The organism is Microbacterium aurantiacum (assembly GCF_040532595.1).
Classification (GTDB): Bacteria; Actinomycetota; Actinomycetes; order Actinomycetales; family Microbacteriaceae; genus Microbacterium; species Microbacterium chocolatum_B.
In genome coordinates, this window is record NZ_JBEVYX010000002.1 from 322918 (window position 1) to 340056 (window position 17139).

Genomic DNA, 17139 nt, shown 5'->3' on the forward strand with positions numbered 1-17139 from the left:
CCCTCGATGGGTGACTTCAACGGTGGACGTACCCATTATCGCCGCAGAGCCCCCGCGCTACGCGCACCCCGGCGATGCGGGCGCGGATCTCGTGTCCACCGAGGCGGTGCGACTGGAGCCCGGTGAGCGCGCACTGATCCGCACCGGCGTGCGCATCGCCCTCCCCGAAGGCTTCGCGGCGTTCGTCGTCCCCCGCAGCGGCCTCGCCGCCAAACACGGCATCACCGTCGTCAACGCCCCGGGCACCGTCGATGCGGGATACCGTGGCGAGATCATGGTGACGCTCCTGAACACCGACCGCGAGCACCCCTACGACATCTCGGTCGGAGACCGCATCGCGCAGCTGATCGTGATGCCGGTCGCCCGCGCCCAGTTCCTTCCCGTCGACGATCTCCCCGACAGCGTCCGCGGCGCCGGCGGGTTCGGCTCGACCGGATACACCCAGGATGGAGAGTCCCGATGACCGACCCCACTTCCGAGGGCGACCTCGTGCCCGCCTCCGGCGACCGCGCGCAGACCGGACCGTTCGACGAGAGCGAAGCCAACGCGGTCCGCCCGTACATCGACCTCGGCGGGATCAAGATCCTTCCGCGGGAGGGACTGAACCTCCGACTCGAGGTCGAGGAGCAGACGAAGCGGATCGTGGCGGTCGGTCTCGACTATGCCGAGTCGACCCTGCAGGTCCAGCCGTTCGCCGCCTCGCGATCCCAAGGGCTGTGGGAGGAGACACGAGAGCAGATCCGCGCGCAGATCCGACAGCAGGGCGGCCGCGTGGAGGAGAGAGAGGGTCCGCTCGGACCCGAGCTCCTCGCGGAGGTTCCGGTCGTCGCCGGTGCCGACGGCGCAGCCGGGAAGCGTCTCGCCCGATTCATCGGCGTGGACGGACCGCGCTGGTTCCTGCGGGGTGTGATCGGCGGCGCGGCGACCGCCGACGTCGAAGCTGCGGCGAAGGTCGAGGATCTCTTCCGCTCGATCGTGGTCGTCCGCGGCGGGACGCCCATGCCGCCGCGCGACCTCATCCCGCTTCGGATGCCCGCGACCCCGGGCTCGGCGTGAGCGACCCGAACCGCGACATCGAGGACGCCGACGGCTCCGACCGGGATGCGTCCGCGCTGACGCCACCGCCACCCCGCGCCTCCGAGGTGCTGGGGGCCGCCCTCGGCGACGCAGCGCGCCGTGCGGGGCTGGACCCGACCTCCACCGAGGACACGCGGCACGCCGTCTGGAACGCCATGGGCGGGTGGCGCGGCATCCTCGAATCGGTCCTCCCGAGCCTCGCGTTCGTCATCCTTTTCACCTTCACCCAGGACCTGGTCCTGGCCCTGGCGATCTCAGTGGGCTCGGCGGCGGTGTTCACGCTGGCGCGCCTGCTGCAGAAGCAGCCACCCTCGGCGGCGCTCGGGGGTCTCATCGCGGCGGCAGCCGCAGCGGCCCTCGCCCTGTGGACCGGACGCGCGGAGGACAACTTCCTCTGGGGTTTCCTCACCAACGGCGTCTACGGTGGGGCATTCGCGGTCTCCGCCCTCGTGGGCTGGCCTCTGATCGGCCTCGCCGCGGGCTTCCTGCTCGGCGAAGGCACCGCGTGGCGGCAGGATCGCCGCAAGCGCCGGACCTTCTTCTGGCTCTCGATCGGGTGGGCGGCACTGTTCGCCGCCCGCCTCCTCGTCCAGGTGCCGCTGTACTTCGCCGGCGACGTGACGGCGCTCGGGACGACCAAGCTCCTCATGGGTCTTCCGCTGTTCGCGCCGATGGTCGCTGTCACCTGGCTCGCCGTGCGCGCTCTCTACCCCGCGCAGCCCAAGTGATACATTTATCTTGACATCAAGATAAATACGCTCCGCTCGTCCTAAGGCGAACCTCACTGGCAGCCGGCATCCGAGCGGAGGAAGATGGGGGAGCCGGCCCATCGGCCGTCCCGCCGCCGACGAAGGAGACATGACGTGTCCACGGTTGACAGCTTCGGTGCGAAGAGCACCCTGACGGTCGGCAGCACCGACTACGAGATCTTCCGCATCGACACCGTCGAGGGCTACGAGAAGCTTCCGTTCAGCTTGAAGGTGCTCCTCGAGAACCTTCTGCGCACCGAGGACGGTGCGAACGTGACGAAGGCCCAGATCCAGGCACTCGGATCGTGGGATGCCGCGGCGGAGCCCGACACCGAGATTCAGTTCACCCCCGCCCGCGTGGTGATGCAGGACTTCACCGGCGTCCCCTGCATCGTCGACCTCGCCACCATGCGCGAGGCCGTCACCGCCCTCGGGGGAGACCCCAAGCGCATCAATCCGCTCTCACCCGCGGAGATGGTGATCGATCACTCGGTCATCGCCGATCTGTTCGGCCGCGAAGACGCCCTCGAGCGCAACGTCGAGATCGAGTACGAGCGCAACGGCGAGCGGTACCAGTTCCTGCGCTGGGGCCAGACGGCCTTCGACGATTTCAAGGTCGTCCCCCCGGGCACGGGCATCGTCCACCAGGTGAACATCGAGCACCTCGCGAAGGTCGTCTACGACCGCTCCGTCGACGGCGTGCTCCGCGCGTACCCCGACACCTGCGTCGGCACCGACTCGCACACCACGATGGTCAACGGGCTCGGCGTCCTCGGATGGGGCGTGGGCGGCATCGAGGCCGAGGCGGCCATGCTGGGCCAGCCGGTGTCGATGCTCATCCCGCGCGTCGTCGGGTTCAAGCTGACGGGCGAGATCCCCGCCGGCGTGACCGCGACCGACGTCGTCCTCACCATCACCGACATGCTCCGCAAGCACGGGGTCGTCGGCAAGTTCGTGGAGTTCTACGGCGAAGGCGTGGCCTCCGTGCCGCTCGCGAACCGCGCCACCATCGGCAACATGAGCCCGGAGTTCGGCTCCACCGCCGCGATGTTCCCGATCGACGACGTGACGCTGGAGTACCTGCGCCTGACCGGTCGCGACGAGCAGACCGTCGCGCTCGTCGAGGCCTATGCGAAGGCGCAGTCGCTGTGGCACGACCCCGCCCGGGAGCTCGTCTTCAGCGAGTACCTGGAGCTCGACCTCTCCACCGTCGTCCCCTCCATCGCCGGGCCCAAGCGGCCGCAGGACCGCATCCTCCTGTCGGAGGCCAAGACGCAGTTCGAGAAGGACATCGTCAGCTACGCCGCTCCGTCCGTCTCGAACGACATCGTCGACCTGGAGTCCAAGCACTCCTTCCCCGCTTCCGACCCCGGCGCCGCCCCCGGCGACGAGGAAGACGAGACCCGCGAGGTCCACATCTCCAGCGGAGCCCCCGTGGAGGCATCGAACCCGGTGCGCGTGACCCCGCCGACCGGCTCCCCGTACACGCTGGACAACGGCGCCGTGACGCTCGCAGCCATCACGTCCTGCACGAACACGTCGAACCCGTCGGTCATGATCGCCGCCGGTCTCCTCGCGCGGAAGGCGCGCGAGAAGGGGCTGAAGCAGAAGCCCTGGGTGAAGACGACGCTCGGCCCCGGGTCCAAGGTAGTGACGGACTACTACGAGAAGTCGGGTCTGGACAAGGATCTGGAGGGCCTCGGCTTCTACACCGTCGGCTACGGCTGCACGATCTGCATCGGCAACTCCGGTCCGCTGATCGAAGAGGTCTCCGCCGCGATCAACGAGCACGACCTCGCCGTCACCGCAGTGCTCTCGGGCAACCGCAACTTCGAGGGCCGCATCAGCCCCGACGTCAAGATGAACTACCTCGCCTCGCCGCCCCTCGTGGTCGCGTACGCGCTGGCGGGCTCAATGCACTTCGACTTCGAGACCGACCCCCTCGGCCGCGACGCCGACGGCAATGACGTCTTCCTCAAGGACATCTGGCCCGCGCCCGACGAGGTGCAGGAGATCATCGACTCCTCCATCTCGAGGGAGCAGTTCATCACGCAGTACGCCACCGTGTTCGAGGGCGACGACCGCTGGAAGAACCTCCCCACCCCGACGGGGCCGGTCTTCGCGTGGGACGAGGATTCGACCTACGTGCGCAAGGCGCCGTACTTCGACGGCATGACGATGGAGCTCACGCCGGTGAGCGACATCCGCGGTGCACGGGTGATGGCCGCCCTCGGCGACTCCGTCACGACCGACCACATCAGCCCGGCCGGCAACATCAAGGCCGGCACTCCGGCCGCGCAGTACCTCACGGAGCACGGCGTCGCGCAGAAGGACTTCAACTCCTACGGTTCGCGCCGCGGCAACCACGAGGTCATGATCCGTGGAACGTTCGCGAACATCCGACTCAAGAACGAGCTCGTCGCCGCCGTCAACGACGGTCAGGTCGTCGAGGGCGGATACACCCGTGACTTCACACTCGAGGGCGGACCGCAGTCGTTCATCTACGACGCCTCGATGAACTACCAGGCGCAGGACACGCCCCTGGTGATCTTCGGCGGCAAGGAGTACGGCTCGGGATCGTCGCGCGACTGGGCGGCCAAGGGCACGCGACTGCTGGGCGTGAAGGCCGTCATCACCGAGAGCTTCGAGCGCATCCACCGCTCGAACCTGATCGGCATGGGCGTGGTGCCGCTGCAGTTCCCGGCGGGGGAGACCTGGAAGTCGCTCGGCCTGGACGGGACCGAGGTCATCTCGATCACCGGTCTCGAGCAGCTCAACGAAGGCGTCACCCCGAAGACGGTGCGCGTGGTCGCCGAGCCGAGCGAGTTCTCGCCGGCCGGGAAGGAGACCGTCGAGTTCGACGCGACGGTCCGCATCGACACCCCCGGCGAAGCCGACTATTACCGCAACGGCGGCATCCTGCAGTACGTTCTGCGTTCGCTCGTCTGACCCCTCATGGGAAAGGGCCGGTGCCGTCGAGGCCCGGCCCTTTCCCGTGTCCGGCCATTACACTGGGACGACCCCGCCCGGGGGCGGAAAGGAGCTCGCAATGTCGTTGCTCTCATCGATCGGCGGACCTCGTGATCTGGATGCACTGAACGAGGATCAACTCGCCGACCTCGCCGACGAGATCCGCGCCTTCCTGATCGAGAACGTCGCCCGCACGGGCGGTCACCTCGGCCCCAACCTGGGGGTCGTCGAGCTCACGATCGCCATCCACAAGGTCTTCGATTCGCCGGCCGATCCGGTCATCTTCGACACGGGGCACCAGTCCTACGTCCACAAGCTGCTCACCGGCCGGCAGGACTTCTCCGGACTGCGGGCACGCGGCGGCCTCGCCGGCTATCCGCAGCGCTCGGAGAGCCCGCACGACGTCGTGGAATCCTCCCACGCATCCAGCTCGCTCAGCTGGGCCGACGGTGTCTCCCGCGCCCTGACGCTCACCGGCCGGAAGGACCGTCACGTGGTCGCCGTCGTCGGAGACGGGTCCCTGACGGGGGGCATGACGTGGGAGGCCCTCAACAACATCTCCGACGACAACGACCGCAACCTCGTCATCATCGTCAACGACAACGGGCGCTCCTACGCCCCGACGATCGGCGGCATGGCGCGATACCTGAATCGCGTCCGCACCGGGGACACGTACCGCAGCCTCCGGCAGGGCTCGGACGACCTCTTCCGCCGGCTCGGGCCCGCTGCGCGCGCCATCTACCGCGGCGTGCGCGGTGGAACACGAGGATTCCTCTCACGCTTCACCAACAACGGCGATCTGTACTCGAACCTGGACATCAAGTACCTCGGGCCGATCGACGGCCACGATCTCACCGCACTGGTCGAGACCCTCGAGCAGGCCAAGAGCTACGGGGCACCGGTCATCGTCCACACGATCACCGAGAAGGGCCGCGGTTACGAGCCCGCCCGCAATGACGAGGCCGACCAGTTCCACGCCGTCGGCAAGATCGATCCGGTCTCCGGCGTCGCGCTGGGCGGCGGGGGAGCACCGGCGTGGACGGATGTCTTCGCCGAGGAGCTCCTGGCGGTGGGCGAGGATCGCGCCGACGTCATCGCCATGACCGCGGCGATGCTCCGCCCGACCGGGCTCCTGCCGTTCGCCCAGCGGTTCCCCGATCGCGTCTACGACGTCGGGATCGCCGAACAGCATGCGGTGGCCTCCGCCGCCGGTCTGGCGTACGGCGGGCTGCACCCTGTCGTCGCGATCTACGCCACATTCATGAATCGCGCGTTCGACCAGGTGCTCATGGATGTCGCGCTCCACCGCGCCGGTGTGACGTTCGTGCTGGATCGGGCGGGTGTGACCGGGCCCGACGGCCCCAGCCATCACGGGATCTGGGATCTCGCGATGCTCCAGCTCGTCCCGCACATCCGGATCGCCGTGCCGCGCGACGGCGGGAGACTCCGCGAGGAGCTCCGCGAGGCGGTCGCCGTCGAAGACGCACCCACGGTGGTGCGCTTCCCGCGCGGAAGCGTCAGCGCCGATCTCCCCGCGCTCGAGCGCCTGCAGGACGGCGTGGACGTGCTCGCCCGCGGCGACTCCGAAGACGTGCTGCTGGTCGGCATCGGTCCGATGGCCCATGTCGCCGTCGATGTCGGCGAGCGTCTGCGTGCCCAAGGGATCGGCGCGACCGTCGTCGACCCTCGGTGGGTGGTTCCCGTGCAGCCCTCGATCGTCGAGCTCGCGGCGCGTCATCGCCTGGTCATCACCATCGAGGACGGCATCCGTGTCGGCGGCATCGGCACCCGGGTCCGCCAGGTGCTCCGCGAATCCGGAGTCGACACCGCGGTGGACGAGCTCGGGGTTCCGGACGAGTTCATCGATCACGCCAGCCGCGAGGAGATCCTCGAGGACGCCGGCTTGACCGCTGCGAAGATCGCGCAGGATGTCGTGGCACAGGTCGTCGGCACCCGCATCCCGGTCGCGCGAGCGACCACCGAGACCGACGGGGTCGGCGACGTTCCGCACTGGAGCGACGCGCAGCGCTGACGACGTCGAGAGACGAAAGGGCGGGTGGGGATGTCGGCATCCCCACCCGCCCTCGTCGTTCGTGGCGTCAGATGGCGCCCTTGAACGTGAACGCGCGCACGATGTTGATGAGGCCGAGCACGATCAGGGAGATGCCGAGGAGCCACCACAGCACCACGGCGCCCCACAGCGGGGAGAACAGCAGCACCACACCGGCGATGATGCTGAGGATCGCGAAGGCGATCGACCAGCCCTTCGAGGCGGCATCGCCGAGCGTCGACAGCGCGACGATCCCCTCGATGATCCACATGATGCCGACGAGGATGCCGAGGAAGAGCGCCAGCCAGACGGTGGTCTGTCCGAGGTTGAACAGCGCCACGACACCCGCGATGACGAAGAGCACGCCGAGTGCGATGTGTCCGACACGCGCCCAGCCGCCCTTGGTCTTGGCGAAGATGCCGAGCCCCGCGTACACGAGGCCGGCCACGATGGCGTAGATCGCGATGATGGCGGTGACGACCATCGCGGTCTTGCCCGGCCAGGCGAGGATCAGGACGCCGACGATGACCGCGAGGACACCGCCGACTCCCAGCGCCGTGCGAATTCCGTTGACGGCCGACTTCTCGACCGTGGATTCAATGGACATGTGCGTCCTTTCTGAGAGTTCCCTGGGAAGGGTCGGTTGCATTGTAGACCCCCGGTCGAACGCTTCCCCTCAGCCGCGCAGGGTGAGATCCGAGTGTGACGACGGGGGAGTGGTCACCCGAGAAGGAGGGTCACCGCCAGCAGGACGGGGATGCAACCGAGCGTCGTCACGAACACGGTGTCTCGGGCGATCGCCTCGCCCACGTCGTATCTCTGCGCGTAGTTGAAGACGTTCTGCGCGGTCGGGAGCGCCGCCAGGACGACGACGACGAGCACGTCGCGCGGCGAGAGGCCGAAGACGAGATCGGCCACCACCCAGGCCACGGCCGGCATGACGAGGAGTTTCAGGGCGCTCGCGAGCAGGACGTCCCTCCGGCGTCCGCGCGCACCGAGCACCCGCTGACCGTGCAGGGAGATCCCGTAGGAGATGAGCAGAACCGGGACGCAGGCGTTGGCGATCAGGACAGCGGGTTCGAGGACGATCGGCGGAAGCGCGACCCCACTCGCCGATACGGCTGCGCCGAGCGCGGAGCCGAGCACCAGGGGGTTCGTGAGCGCGCGGACGAGCGTCCGCCGCCAGGACGAGCGTGCCGAGGATGCGGCATCCAGGATCGCCAGGGTGACCGGAGTGAACAGCAGCAGCTGAAGGAGGATCACCGGCGCGGGGAATGCGGCGCTCCCGAGGAGGTACAGGGACAGCGGGATGCCGATGTTGTTGGAGTTGACCTGGCCCGCGGACAGCGAGCCGATGACCGTCTCACCCGTACCCCGTCGCCAGAGGACACGGGAGATCACCGCATGAACGCCGATCACCACGACAGCGGCGATCAGTGACACGGGCAGCAGCGCGGAGAAGAGCGTGCGCACGTCCGCCTGAGAGAGGACCACGAACAGCAGGAAGGGGGAGAGGACGAAGAAGGTCAGCCGGGCCAGGACCGGACGCGCGTGCTCGCCGAGCAGGTCGATGCGACCGATGATCCAGCCCACGAGGATCGCCACGCCCACGACGACGAACCCCGTGAGCGACTCCAGCACCCCTCGAGCCTAGAGAATCGAGCGTGTTTGTTAGGGTTGCCGCACGCTCCTCGCCCCCCACCAGCCCATCCTGAGCGCGGAGAGACGACCATGACCACCACACAGCCAGCGACGACGCCCTCTGATGCGTCGACCGCCAGCCGCACCGTCCAGCAGCGCCGAGCGAGGCGGAGGATGCTGTCCTGGGTGCCCATCAGCATCGTCGCCCTCCTGTGCGTCGGGTTCGTCGTCGCTGCGGTGGCGATGCAGAACTCCTGGTGGATCGACACCGAGAGGCCGGCATCCGCGGATCAGGAGGCGTCCGACGGGATGTCGATCTTCAGCGGTGCCGGGGTGGATTACATCGGCCGCGAGGGTCTGATGAAGATCCGAGTGACCGAGGATGCGCTGCCCGCGGCCGAGCTGGGTCTTCCCGCCGAGGGCACGGAGACCTTCGAACCCATCGTGCCGGTCACGGCGCTCGTCCTGGGTGGCGACGGTGTGTTCTCCCTGGACCTCGTCCGCTCCTTCGCGATCACCACCTCGGGCGGCCGGGTGGAGTCCATCGAGCTCTCGCGCGTGAGCAACGGCGCCTGGCTGTCGGTGTTCCCGCACCTGGCGTCCGTCGCCGAGGGGTGGGGATTCACGGACGCCGATGTGGCAGCCCTGCAGGAGGACCTGACCGCCGCGTCGCGCGAGAACGGCGGCGACCGGTATTCGGCTGCGATCGACCCGGTACTCCACAATGGCGCGATGTCGTCCGCCGAGATCACCGTCGACACCCAGTCATCGCAGGTCACCGTGACGTTCGAGGTGTCCGTCGCGGAATCACCGTGAGCTCCGCGTCGCCTGACGCGGAGCGATCCCGCGCCGCGGACGACCTCGACGACCTCTCCGCATGGATGGCGCGGCCCGTGACGGCCGAGAGCGACGCGGAGATGCGACGCACCCGAGCGATCGGACGCACGGTCGCCGGCATCTTCTGGATCGTCGTCCTGCTCGCCCTCGCAGCGGGCACCGGCTACACCATCTGGGCGCTGTCGGCGCCCGTACCCGAGCCGACGATCGAAGCCGGCGCACCCGCGGCGGACCCGGGGCCGACCGCGGCGATGGTCCGCCCCACCGAGGGCGCATCCGTCATCGCCGTCCGTGGCGCGTCGGAATACCTCGGGCCCGAAGCCGCGGCCGAGGGGATGATCGTGCGGACCGGCTCGGGGGAGCAGCAGCCCATCGCGAGCATCACCAAGCTCATCACCGCCCTGGTCGTCCTGGAGGCCCATCCGCTGGACGGGCTCGACGACCCCGGTCCCACGCTGACCTTCTCCGAAGCCGATCACGATCTCTACGACGCCTACTACGTGCAGGGCGCGACCGTGGCCGGCATGCCCGCGGGCAGCCGAATGTCGTTGCGCGACGCACTCGCGACGATGCTCATCCCGTCGGCGAGCAACTACGCGGATGCCGTGTCGACGTGGGCTTTCGGGTCGTCGTGGGGCTTCCGGGAGGCCGCCCGAGAGTGGCTCGATGCGCGAGGGCTGACGAGCACCGTCGTCGTCGACCCGACCGGGCTGGATCCTCGAAACGTCAGCACGCCCGATGACCTCATGCGATTGGCCGATATCGCGGCGGATGACGCCGTCGTCGCGCACATCTCCGGCACCCCCGCGGTGTCCTTCCCGGGCACCGGAACCGTGTACACGACCAACACCCTCCTGGGGCAGAGCGGGATCTCCGGGCTGAAGACCGGCAATCTCGGCCCGGGGACCTTCGGCCTGGTGTACACGGCCACGCTCGACGTCGCACCGGACGTGACGCTCGACGTGACAGGGGTGAGGCTGGGTGCGCAGTCACGGGATTCCCTGCACACCGACATCGTCCGCCTCCTCGACAGCGTGGAAGCCGGCTTCCACCCCGTGCCCGTCGCGCGTGCCGGTCAGACGGTGGGCACGGTGAGCGCTCCCTGGGGAGCGACCGCCGCCGTCGTGATCGCGGAGGATGCCGAGATCTTCACGTGGTCGGACACGCCGATCGCCTCCCGATGGGACAGCGTCCCCGTGGAGGTGCCGAGAGACGGCGCCGCAGTGGGGGTGATCACGTGGTCGGCCGGTCCTGAGACGGTGTCGGCGAACGTCGTCGTCGAGGGTGAGATCGAGCCGCCGTCGGCGTGGTGGCGACTGATGAATCCGGGGGAGCTCGGGTGAAGACACGGCGGATCTTCTCGATCCGTGAGGCGCGGGCGCCGGACGCCCACGACCTGGCAAAACTGCACGTGCGGACGTGGAAGGAGGCCTACGCGGAGCTCCTTCCGGCCGGCTTCTTCGACGATGCGCACCGGCGCGGGCGCCGTGACATGTGGCATCGCCTGCTGGGCGAGGACGGGCCTGCGGATGCGGTCATCCGCGTCGCGGTGTGCGACGGCGCGATCATCGGCTTCGCCATGGCGGGCCCACCGGTGCCGGATCCGAAGGGCGACGCTCCACCGGCGATCGACCGCCAGCTGTACATGCTCTACGTGCTCCAGGCGCATCACGGTCGCGGTGTCGGGCAGCGGCTGCTCGACGATGTCGCGGGTACGGACGCGATGGTGCTGTGGGTCGCGAAGGAGAACCCCCGGGCGATCGCCTTCTACCAGCGGAACGGGTTCGCCTTCGACGGGCGCGAGAAGTCCGATCCCGGGGCGCCCGCGATCACCGACGCCCGGATGATCCGTCCCGCCCGGGGCTAACTCCTCGGACCCGTGAGCTGGAACCGGTTCCATACGCGACGGCAGTCGGAACACCGGCGTTTGTGAGGAGTTGAGCCCGGCGTGAGCCGACCGGGAATCGGCGACGTCCGGTCCGATGCGGCTGAGTACGACCAGGGCGCGCCGGGTCGGCGCGCACCGAACTCCTCAGATCCGATCCACGCAGGGCCCAGCGCCGCCGTCGCGCGACGCGTCGCTACGAATCGGAGGAGTTCGGCACGGAGAACCAGACCCCGATCGGGGTCGAGCGCCCATTCTGCAATTGCCGATAATGCACATTATGTCAGGTCATTAGCCGGCGCCGACCGCGCCGCGCGATCCGCGCTCCTCCGGCCCTCTCCTGGCACGTCCCTCACGGACGCGAGATCTACGGCGTCGCCGCCGCCGGCGCGATCGCCGACGGGGCGCCGCAGACGGGTCTTCGTGGTCACGATGTAGCCGACCGCCGCGATTGTGTAGAACACCAGATCCGCGGCGACCTTGCCGACCAGCAACGCCCAGAACGGGTCCGGCACGAGCCACAGGGCCAGGGAGATCGCTCCGGGCCGCACCAGCAGACTGTCGAGAAGCTCAGCGCCGCCGAACTCGGCGGCCAGCAGGATGACGGTGGCCGCGGTCGCACGCGCGCCTCTGCGGCCGCGCCGATGCTGCTCTACGAGGACCATGACCGCCAGGACTCCGTAGAAGCCGAGATTCTCACCCACCACGGCCGCCATCGTGATCACGACGGGGTGTGCGCTGGTCCCCGCGACCGCGAGACCCGCCAGGACCAGCGCCGCGGTCCCGGCAAGCTCCGCGGGAAGATATCGACGAAGCCAGAACAGGATGCCGGTGCGACGAGACCCCGGCACCGCATGTGGGCGCCCCGGCTCCACCGGAACGACTGCTGCGTCGACGCTCTGCAGGATCGGCATCCGTTCCTCCTCGCCTCACAGGAGCGGAGAACGCGCGAGGTGATACGTCGATCGAGGCCACTCCCCCGATGGGCGCGTATCGTGTGGACAGCGTGCACGGTGCTCGCGGAAGGACATTCACCGCCTCATGTCAGCAGACTCCTCCCGACAGAAGCCCGAGATAGACGAGCGCCCGTTCCTCGAGGCGACCTCCGAGGCGAAATCGCGCTACGGGCGCTTCAACCTCGCGGTCATCGGCGGCACGGGCGTTGGCAAATCATCCCTGGTCAACGCGGTCTTCCAGCGTGATTGGGCCGCGGTCGGGAAAGGGCTGCCCGTCACGAAAGGTGTCCGCTACTACCACGACGATTCGCTCGGCATCTGGGACATCGAAGGGTTCGAGATCGGGTCGGCTGTACCGCCTCGGGAGCAGCTTCGCGACCATCTGAAGACGATCGAGCAGCACCCGCGGAACGAGCAGATCGCTGTCGTCTGGTACTGCGTGAAGGCGAACGATGATCGACTCACGCGGGCCGACATCGAGATGATCCAGGAACTGGACGCGCGCGGACTGCCCGTCATCCTCGTACTGACCAAGGTCGACTGGGAGCGCAACGCGCTCACGGGAAGCCGGCGTCCCACGAAGGGCACGCGGGAGTTCATCGCCTGGCTCGAGGAGCCGGTCGATGAGCACGGTCAGCCGATTACCATCCCCTTCGCCCGTGTCATGCCCACCTCGACGCGCGAGAGAGATGGAAAGGGCACGGGCCATGGGCTCGGTGATCTCGTCGCGGAGACCCTCGCGCTGTCGCCCGCCGACGTCCAGGACGCGTTTCGCATCGCGCAACGACTCAACCTCCCCTGGAAGCGCGAGATGGCGCGTCCGATCATCAACGGGGCCGCTGGACTCGCCGCCGGCGTCGCGGCGACGCCGATTCCCGTCGGTGATGCGCTGGCCCTGGCGCCGATCCAGCTCGGGATGATGGGACGCATCGCCGCGATCTACGACCTCGAGCTGAAGACGATGATGTCCGCGGGAGCACTGGCGCAGCTGGGAGTGCAGATCTCCGGTCAGGCGCTGGCTCGAAGCTTCTTGAAGCTCATCCCCGGCGCGGGGAACGCCGTCAACGCGAGCGTCGCTGCGGCTCTGACGGTGGCGATGGGCGAGGGATGGATGCGCCTGTGCGAACAGGTGCACACCGGCAAGCTGGACCTCGCCAAAGTCGGCGATGCCTGGGGCGACTTCGTCCCGGGCGCCCTGGACGTCGTGCGCAAGATGGCCCAGCAGCGCGTCGGCAGGAAGTAGGTGCGGATGTGCCGACACCGGACGCGTTCCACTGGGGACCACCGCACCCGATCGACGGCGTCATCGAGCCGCTTCTCTGGGGTCGGTCTCGATACTCGATCCTGCGGATCCCATCCGCCCTCGTCCGCGCCGCATCGGATGTCGGGACTCGACGGGTCTCCGGGCAGCTCGACGGAGTGGAGGTCAACCTCGCCCTGACGCGCGCCCCGGTCATCGACGACACCTTCGTCTGGACAGGGGCCTCCCTCCTCCGTCGCATGCGCCTCGAGGTGGGCGACCCGGTGCACGGCGCACTCGCTCCGGTCGACCCGGATTACGTGCCGCTCCCCCGCGATGTCGCGGCCGCGCTGTCCGAGCGAGGTACGCGCGGACGCTGGGACGCACGGCCCCCGAGCGAACGCCGTCGGATGCTGGTCCCGATCGAGTCTGCGGGAACCGACACGACCCGACGGCGACGGATCGTCGCGCTTCTCGACGAGGTCGGCGGCTGACGCCCCCGCGGCCCACCCGGCGGATTGCCAGGTGGTGGATCATCGCATCCGTTCTATGGTGGGCCGATGACGCGACAGCGGCGAAGCACGGGTGCGGTGGCGATCGCGACGGCGGGGGCGGTCGCGGTGGCGGCGTACGCCACGGTGGCCATCCTGCAGATCCTCCTCTGGAACCCGCTCGCCGCTGCACCGGGCCTGAGCCTGACCGAGATCCACGATGAGATGGCCGCCGCGGGCGAGCGCGTCTTCGCCCCCGGCGTCATCGGATTCCTCCTCGTGGGTCCTCTGCTCGCGGTGTTCCTCCTGATCGCCGCGCGTCGACCCGACACGACCCGTTCCGCGACGGCAATCGGGTATCTCGGCGTCCTCGCCGGCGGCGCGGTGGCGTACTTCCTCGCCTCCTTCGGCCCGGGTATGGCACTGGCGGACACCTTCCTGATCAGCGGAGCGGATGCCGCGCCTGCCGGCTGGATCCTCCTCGGCGTCAGCGCAGCATCCGTGATCGCTCTCGTCGCGGTCGTCGTATCCGTCGCCCTCCACGGGCGAGCCCGCCCCGGTACAGCCCTCTCCACCTGACCCCTCGCCCCGATGCGTGACCCTCGCGCCGCGCGGAGTAGCGTGGACTTCGTGTCCTTCCGCGCCGCGCTCCCCCGCTCGGAAGGCCCGGGCTGGCGCGCCTGGCTGATCTGGGGTGTCGGCGTCGCGGCGTACATGCTCGCCGTCATCAACCGCAGCTCGCTCTCCGCCGTCGGCGTGGACGCGGCCGAACGCTTCTCGGCCGACGCCGCGACCCTGTCGATGTTCGCGGTGATCCAGCTCGCGGTGTACGGAGGGATGCAGATCCCCGTGGGTCTTCTTCTGGATCGCTACGGGGCGCGACCGATCATGACGATCGGCATGATCCTGATGGCCGTGGGCCAGCTGACCCTCGCCCTCTCTCCCAGCGTCGGCGTCGCGATCCTCGCCCGTGCGCTCCTCGGCGCGGGCGACGCCGCCGTCTTCCCGAGCGTCCTCCGTCTCATCGCGACATGGTTTCCGGCGCAACGCGCGCCGGTGATGAGCCAACTCACCGGACTCGTCGGACAGGCGGGACAGCTCCTCGCGATCGCACCGCTCGCCGCCCTCCTGCACGCAACGAGCTGGGAGATCGCGTTCGGCTCGGTCGCCGGGCTCTGCGTCCTGTTCGCGATCCTCGTCGCCCTGCTCATCCGCAACCATCCCCCGGACCGCGCAGCGGACGTATCGGTGAACACCGAGACCGGAGCGATCAAGATCGTCCGTTCCTCGATCGACACGGGAGTCGGCATCCGTGCGGCCTGGGCGCATCCCGGCACCCGACTGGCCTTCTGGTCGCACTTCACCACGCCGTTCGCGGGCACGGCGTTCGTCCTCCTCTGGGGGATGCCGTTCCTCACCGCCGGCGAGGGCCTCTCCCCCGCGCAGGCGGCGTCGCTGCTGTCGCTGTATGTCGTGATCGGAATGCTGGTGGGGCCGTTCGTCGGCGATCTCTCCCGCCGGATCCCCCATCTCCGCTCCCGCGCGCTCGTCCTCCCCGCGGTCGGCATCCAGGCACTGGTGTGGGGCGTGGTGATCGCGTGGCCGGGACCGGCGCCGATCTGGATCCTCTACGCCCTCGCCTTCGCGCTCGCCATGGGTGGACCCGCGTCCATGATCGCGTTCGATCACGCGCGGACCCATAATCCGGCGCATCGCCTCAGCACGGCGACCGGCATCACCAACGTCGGCGGCTTCCTCGCCGCATTGATCGCGATCTTCGCGATCGGCCTCGCGCTCGATCTGCAGGGCGCGGGCACACCCGAGACCTATTCACTCGACGCCTTCCGGATCGCCTTCCTCACGCAGTTCCCGCTGTGGGCGCTCGGGGCGACCTTCATCGTCATCGAGCGGCGCCGCACACGTGTGCACATCGGGTGGGACGAACCCCGCCCGAAGAGGCGCTGAGACCCTCGCCCGCCTCGTCACCGCGGGACGCCGAAGCGCCCCTGCCCACGCCGAAGCCCCCGTGCGCACGAGGGCGCTCACGGGGGCTTCAGACCGATCGGGGCTCCGGACTCAGAGGCCCGCGGCGTCGTCGCTCGCGCTGGTGGAGCGACGCGTGACGCGCTCCCCGCCTGCGGAGTCGGTCGTGCGCGTGACCGAGTCGACCGACCGACGGCGCATCATCAGCACCAGACCGATGACGAAGATCACCGCGCCCGCAATCATGAGGATGTATCCGATCATGTCCAGGTTGACCCATTGGACATCGACGTTGACGGCGAAGGCGAGGATGGCGCCGACGGCGAAGAGGAAGATTCCCGCTCCGATGCTCATGCGAGGTTCCTTTCCGGGGCCGGGACGTGCGCCCTCCCCTGTACGGGACGGATGTCGCCCCCCGACGAGTGTGGCGCTTCGCGCGCGTTCACTGGGAGGCCTTGACAGCGGCTGATCGATGTGGATCAGGGGCCGGCCGTCGGCTCGATCGGCGTCCATTCGGCGAACTTCGGCATCCGTCCGTCGCCGGACGACGTGCGCGAGAGCCGTCGACGCACCCACGGGGCCACGTGCTCGCGGTAGTACGCCGCCCCGCGCGCCCCGGCGGGCGCGAGTTCGGGAAGCGACCACCATGCTGCCGGCGGTTCGAAGCCGAGGGTCGAGAGCACCCGCGCCGCGACGCGGTGGTGGCCGCGTGCGTTCATGTGCAGGCGATCCTCCGACCAGTACGGTGGAGTCGCCAGCTCGCGATCGGGCCAGTTGAGGGCTCGCAGCACGTCGGGGTACGCCTCGAACCGCTCCACCACGGCGGCCGAGAGGTGATCGCCCCGCTGCTTGACGAGCCGCCCCAGCGGCAGCTGACCCGAGGGGTTCGCGCCCGACAGCAGGATGAGCTGAACCCCTTCCTGGGCGCACCGCAGTCGTACGCGGTCGAAGGCTTCGACGATCGCGGCGATGCTCGTTCGCGGGCGGAGCATGTCGTTGCCGCCGCCGTTGAAAGACAGGTGGGTGGGCTTCAGCGCGAGGGCCGGCTCGAGCTGCTCGTCGACGATGGGCCAGACCAGCTTCCCGCGGATGGCGAGGTTGGCGTACTCGACCGGGGCGCTCGTCGCGTTCGCCCACCCCTCGGCGACGAGGTCCGCCCAGCCGCGCACCGTTCCGTCGGGCAGTTCGTCCCCCACCCCCTCGGTGAAGGAGTCGCCGATCGCCACGTACCGCACAGAAGACATCCCGACAGCCTAGGCC

General features: G+C 69.0%; 17 protein-coding genes. 12 read left to right on the top strand and 5 right to left on the bottom strand.

The genetic code is table 11. The features are described 5' to 3' along the window. Positions 1-10: 10 nt before the first annotated feature. The 5 genes from dut to dxs all read left to right on the top strand — a co-directional run bounded on the left by dut (position 11) and on the right by dxs (position 6828). The gene (gene dut, locus ABXJ56_RS13780; protein WP_354000300.1) at positions 11-463 is read left to right on the top strand and encodes a dUTP diphosphatase; all 453 of its coding nucleotides are present in this window, start codon (positions 11-13) and stop codon (positions 461-463) included. Further along, positions 460-1056: a DUF3710 domain-containing protein gene (locus ABXJ56_RS13785; protein WP_354000301.1), complete on the top strand. Its 597-nt coding sequence runs from the start codon at positions 460-462 to the stop codon at positions 1054-1056. Before dut ends, ABXJ56_RS13785 begins: the two co-directional genes overlap by 4 nt. Further along, the gene (locus ABXJ56_RS13790) at positions 1053-1805 is read left to right on the top strand and encodes a DUF3159 domain-containing protein (RefSeq protein WP_435405004.1); all 753 of its coding nucleotides are present in this window, start codon (positions 1053-1055) and stop codon (positions 1803-1805) included. Before ABXJ56_RS13785 ends, ABXJ56_RS13790 begins: the two co-directional genes overlap by 4 nt. Before the next feature lie 135 nt (positions 1806-1940). Next, positions 1941-4775: an aconitate hydratase gene (locus tag ABXJ56_RS13795; protein WP_354000302.1), complete on the top strand. Its 2835-nt coding sequence runs from the start codon at positions 1941-1943 to the stop codon at positions 4773-4775. A gap of 100 nt (positions 4776-4875) precedes the next feature. Beyond that, positions 4876-6828: a 1-deoxy-D-xylulose-5-phosphate synthase gene (gene dxs / locus ABXJ56_RS13800; protein WP_354000303.1), complete on the top strand. Its 1953-nt coding sequence runs from the start codon at positions 4876-4878 to the stop codon at positions 6826-6828. Between the two features lie 67 nt (positions 6829-6895). On the opposite strand, the gene ABXJ56_RS13805 is transcribed toward dxs, so the two are convergent. Both ABXJ56_RS13805 and ABXJ56_RS13810 read right to left on the bottom strand, forming a co-directional pair. Further along, positions 6896-7453, bottom strand: coding sequence for an HdeD family acid-resistance protein (locus ABXJ56_RS13805; protein WP_354000304.1), 558 nt, complete (start codon positions 7451-7453; stop codon positions 6896-6898). 113 nt (positions 7454-7566) lie between these two features. Continuing rightward, on the bottom strand, positions 7567-8487 hold the full coding sequence (locus ABXJ56_RS13810; protein WP_354000305.1) for an AEC family transporter: 921 nt from the start codon (positions 8485-8487) through the stop codon (positions 7567-7569). A gap of 186 nt (positions 8488-8673) precedes the next feature. On the opposite strand from ABXJ56_RS13810, the gene ABXJ56_RS13815 reads away from it, so the two are divergent. The 3 genes from ABXJ56_RS13815 to ABXJ56_RS13825 are packed head-to-tail and all read left to right on the top strand — an operon-like array spanning position 8674 to position 11191. Further along, a complete protein-coding gene (locus ABXJ56_RS13815) occupies positions 8674-9303 on the top strand; it encodes a hypothetical protein (protein ID WP_354000306.1) in 630 nt (209 codons plus the stop codon). Beyond that, positions 9300-10667 (top strand): D-alanyl-D-alanine carboxypeptidase family protein, encoded by a 1368-nt coding sequence (locus ABXJ56_RS13820; protein WP_354000307.1) that lies wholly within the window; start codon positions 9300-9302, stop codon positions 10665-10667. Before ABXJ56_RS13815 ends, ABXJ56_RS13820 begins: the two co-directional genes overlap by 4 nt. Next, on the top strand, positions 10664-11191 hold the full coding sequence (locus ABXJ56_RS13825; RefSeq protein ID WP_354000308.1) for a GNAT family N-acetyltransferase: 528 nt from the start codon (positions 10664-10666) through the stop codon (positions 11189-11191). Before ABXJ56_RS13820 ends, ABXJ56_RS13825 begins: the two co-directional genes overlap by 4 nt. Positions 11192-11487: 296 nt before the next feature. On the opposite strand, the gene ABXJ56_RS13830 is transcribed toward ABXJ56_RS13825, so the two are convergent. Continuing rightward, positions 11488-12123 (bottom strand): hypothetical protein, encoded by a 636-nt coding sequence (locus ABXJ56_RS13830; RefSeq protein ID WP_354000309.1) that lies wholly within the window; start codon positions 12121-12123, stop codon positions 11488-11490. Between the two features lie 127 nt (positions 12124-12250). On the opposite strand from ABXJ56_RS13830, the gene ABXJ56_RS13835 reads away from it, so the two are divergent. The 4 genes from ABXJ56_RS13835 (at position 12251) to ABXJ56_RS13850 (ending at position 15861) form a co-directional block, all read left to right on the top strand. Next, a complete protein-coding gene (locus tag ABXJ56_RS13835) occupies positions 12251-13408 on the top strand; it encodes a GTPase family protein (protein WP_354000310.1) in 1158 nt (385 codons plus the stop codon). Between the two features lie 8 nt (positions 13409-13416). Further along, positions 13417-13899 (top strand): YdeI/OmpD-associated family protein, encoded by a 483-nt coding sequence (locus tag ABXJ56_RS13840; protein ID WP_354000311.1) that lies wholly within the window; start codon positions 13417-13419, stop codon positions 13897-13899. 66 nt (positions 13900-13965) lie between these two features. Further along, on the top strand, positions 13966-14475 hold the full coding sequence (locus ABXJ56_RS13845; RefSeq protein WP_354000312.1) for a hypothetical protein: 510 nt from the start codon (positions 13966-13968) through the stop codon (positions 14473-14475). 105 nt (positions 14476-14580) lie between these two features. After that, positions 14581-15861 carry an MFS transporter gene (locus ABXJ56_RS13850; RefSeq protein ID WP_435405014.1) on the top strand — a complete coding sequence of 427 codons (1281 nt, stop codon included), beginning with the start codon at positions 14581-14583 and terminating at the stop codon, positions 15859-15861. A gap of 111 nt (positions 15862-15972) precedes the next feature. On the opposite strand, the gene ABXJ56_RS13855 is transcribed toward ABXJ56_RS13850, so the two are convergent. After that, positions 15973-16233 (bottom strand): DUF6458 family protein, encoded by a 261-nt coding sequence (locus tag ABXJ56_RS13855; protein ID WP_053547465.1) that lies wholly within the window; start codon positions 16231-16233, stop codon positions 15973-15975. A 125-nt stretch (positions 16234-16358) separates the two neighbouring features. Next, complete coding sequence (locus ABXJ56_RS13860; protein ID WP_354000313.1) at positions 16359-17123, bottom strand: SGNH/GDSL hydrolase family protein; 765 nt, start codon at positions 17121-17123, stop codon at positions 16359-16361. Positions 17124-17139: the final 16 nt, after the last annotated feature.

Bases quoted from the DNA above. Each gene is read 5' to 3' on its own strand.
- ABXJ56_RS13855 (WP_053547465.1), bottom strand. From the start codon at position 16,233: ATGAGCATCGGAGCGGGAATCTTCCTCTTCGCCGTCGGCGCCATCCTC.
- ABXJ56_RS13805 (WP_354000304.1), bottom strand. From the start codon at position 7,453: ATGTCCATTGAATCCACGGTCGAGAAGTCGGCCGTCAACGGAATTCGC.
- ABXJ56_RS13830 (WP_354000309.1), bottom strand. From the start codon at position 12,123: ATGCCGATCCTGCAGAGCGTCGACGCAGCAGTCGTTCCGGTGGAGCCG.
- ABXJ56_RS13835 (WP_354000310.1), top strand. From the start codon at position 12,251: ATGTCAGCAGACTCCTCCCGACAGAAGCCCGAGATAGACGAGCGCCCG.
- ABXJ56_RS13845 (WP_354000312.1), top strand. From the start codon at position 13,966: ATGACGCGACAGCGGCGAAGCACGGGTGCGGTGGCGATCGCGACGGCG.
- ABXJ56_RS13785 (WP_354000301.1), top strand. From the start codon at position 460: ATGACCGACCCCACTTCCGAGGGCGACCTCGTGCCCGCCTCCGGCGAC.
- dxs (WP_354000303.1), top strand. From the start codon at position 4,876: ATGTCGTTGCTCTCATCGATCGGCGGACCTCGTGATCTGGATGCACTG.
- ABXJ56_RS13860 (WP_354000313.1), bottom strand. From the start codon at position 17,123: ATGTCTTCTGTGCGGTACGTGGCGATCGGCGACTCCTTCACCGAGGGG.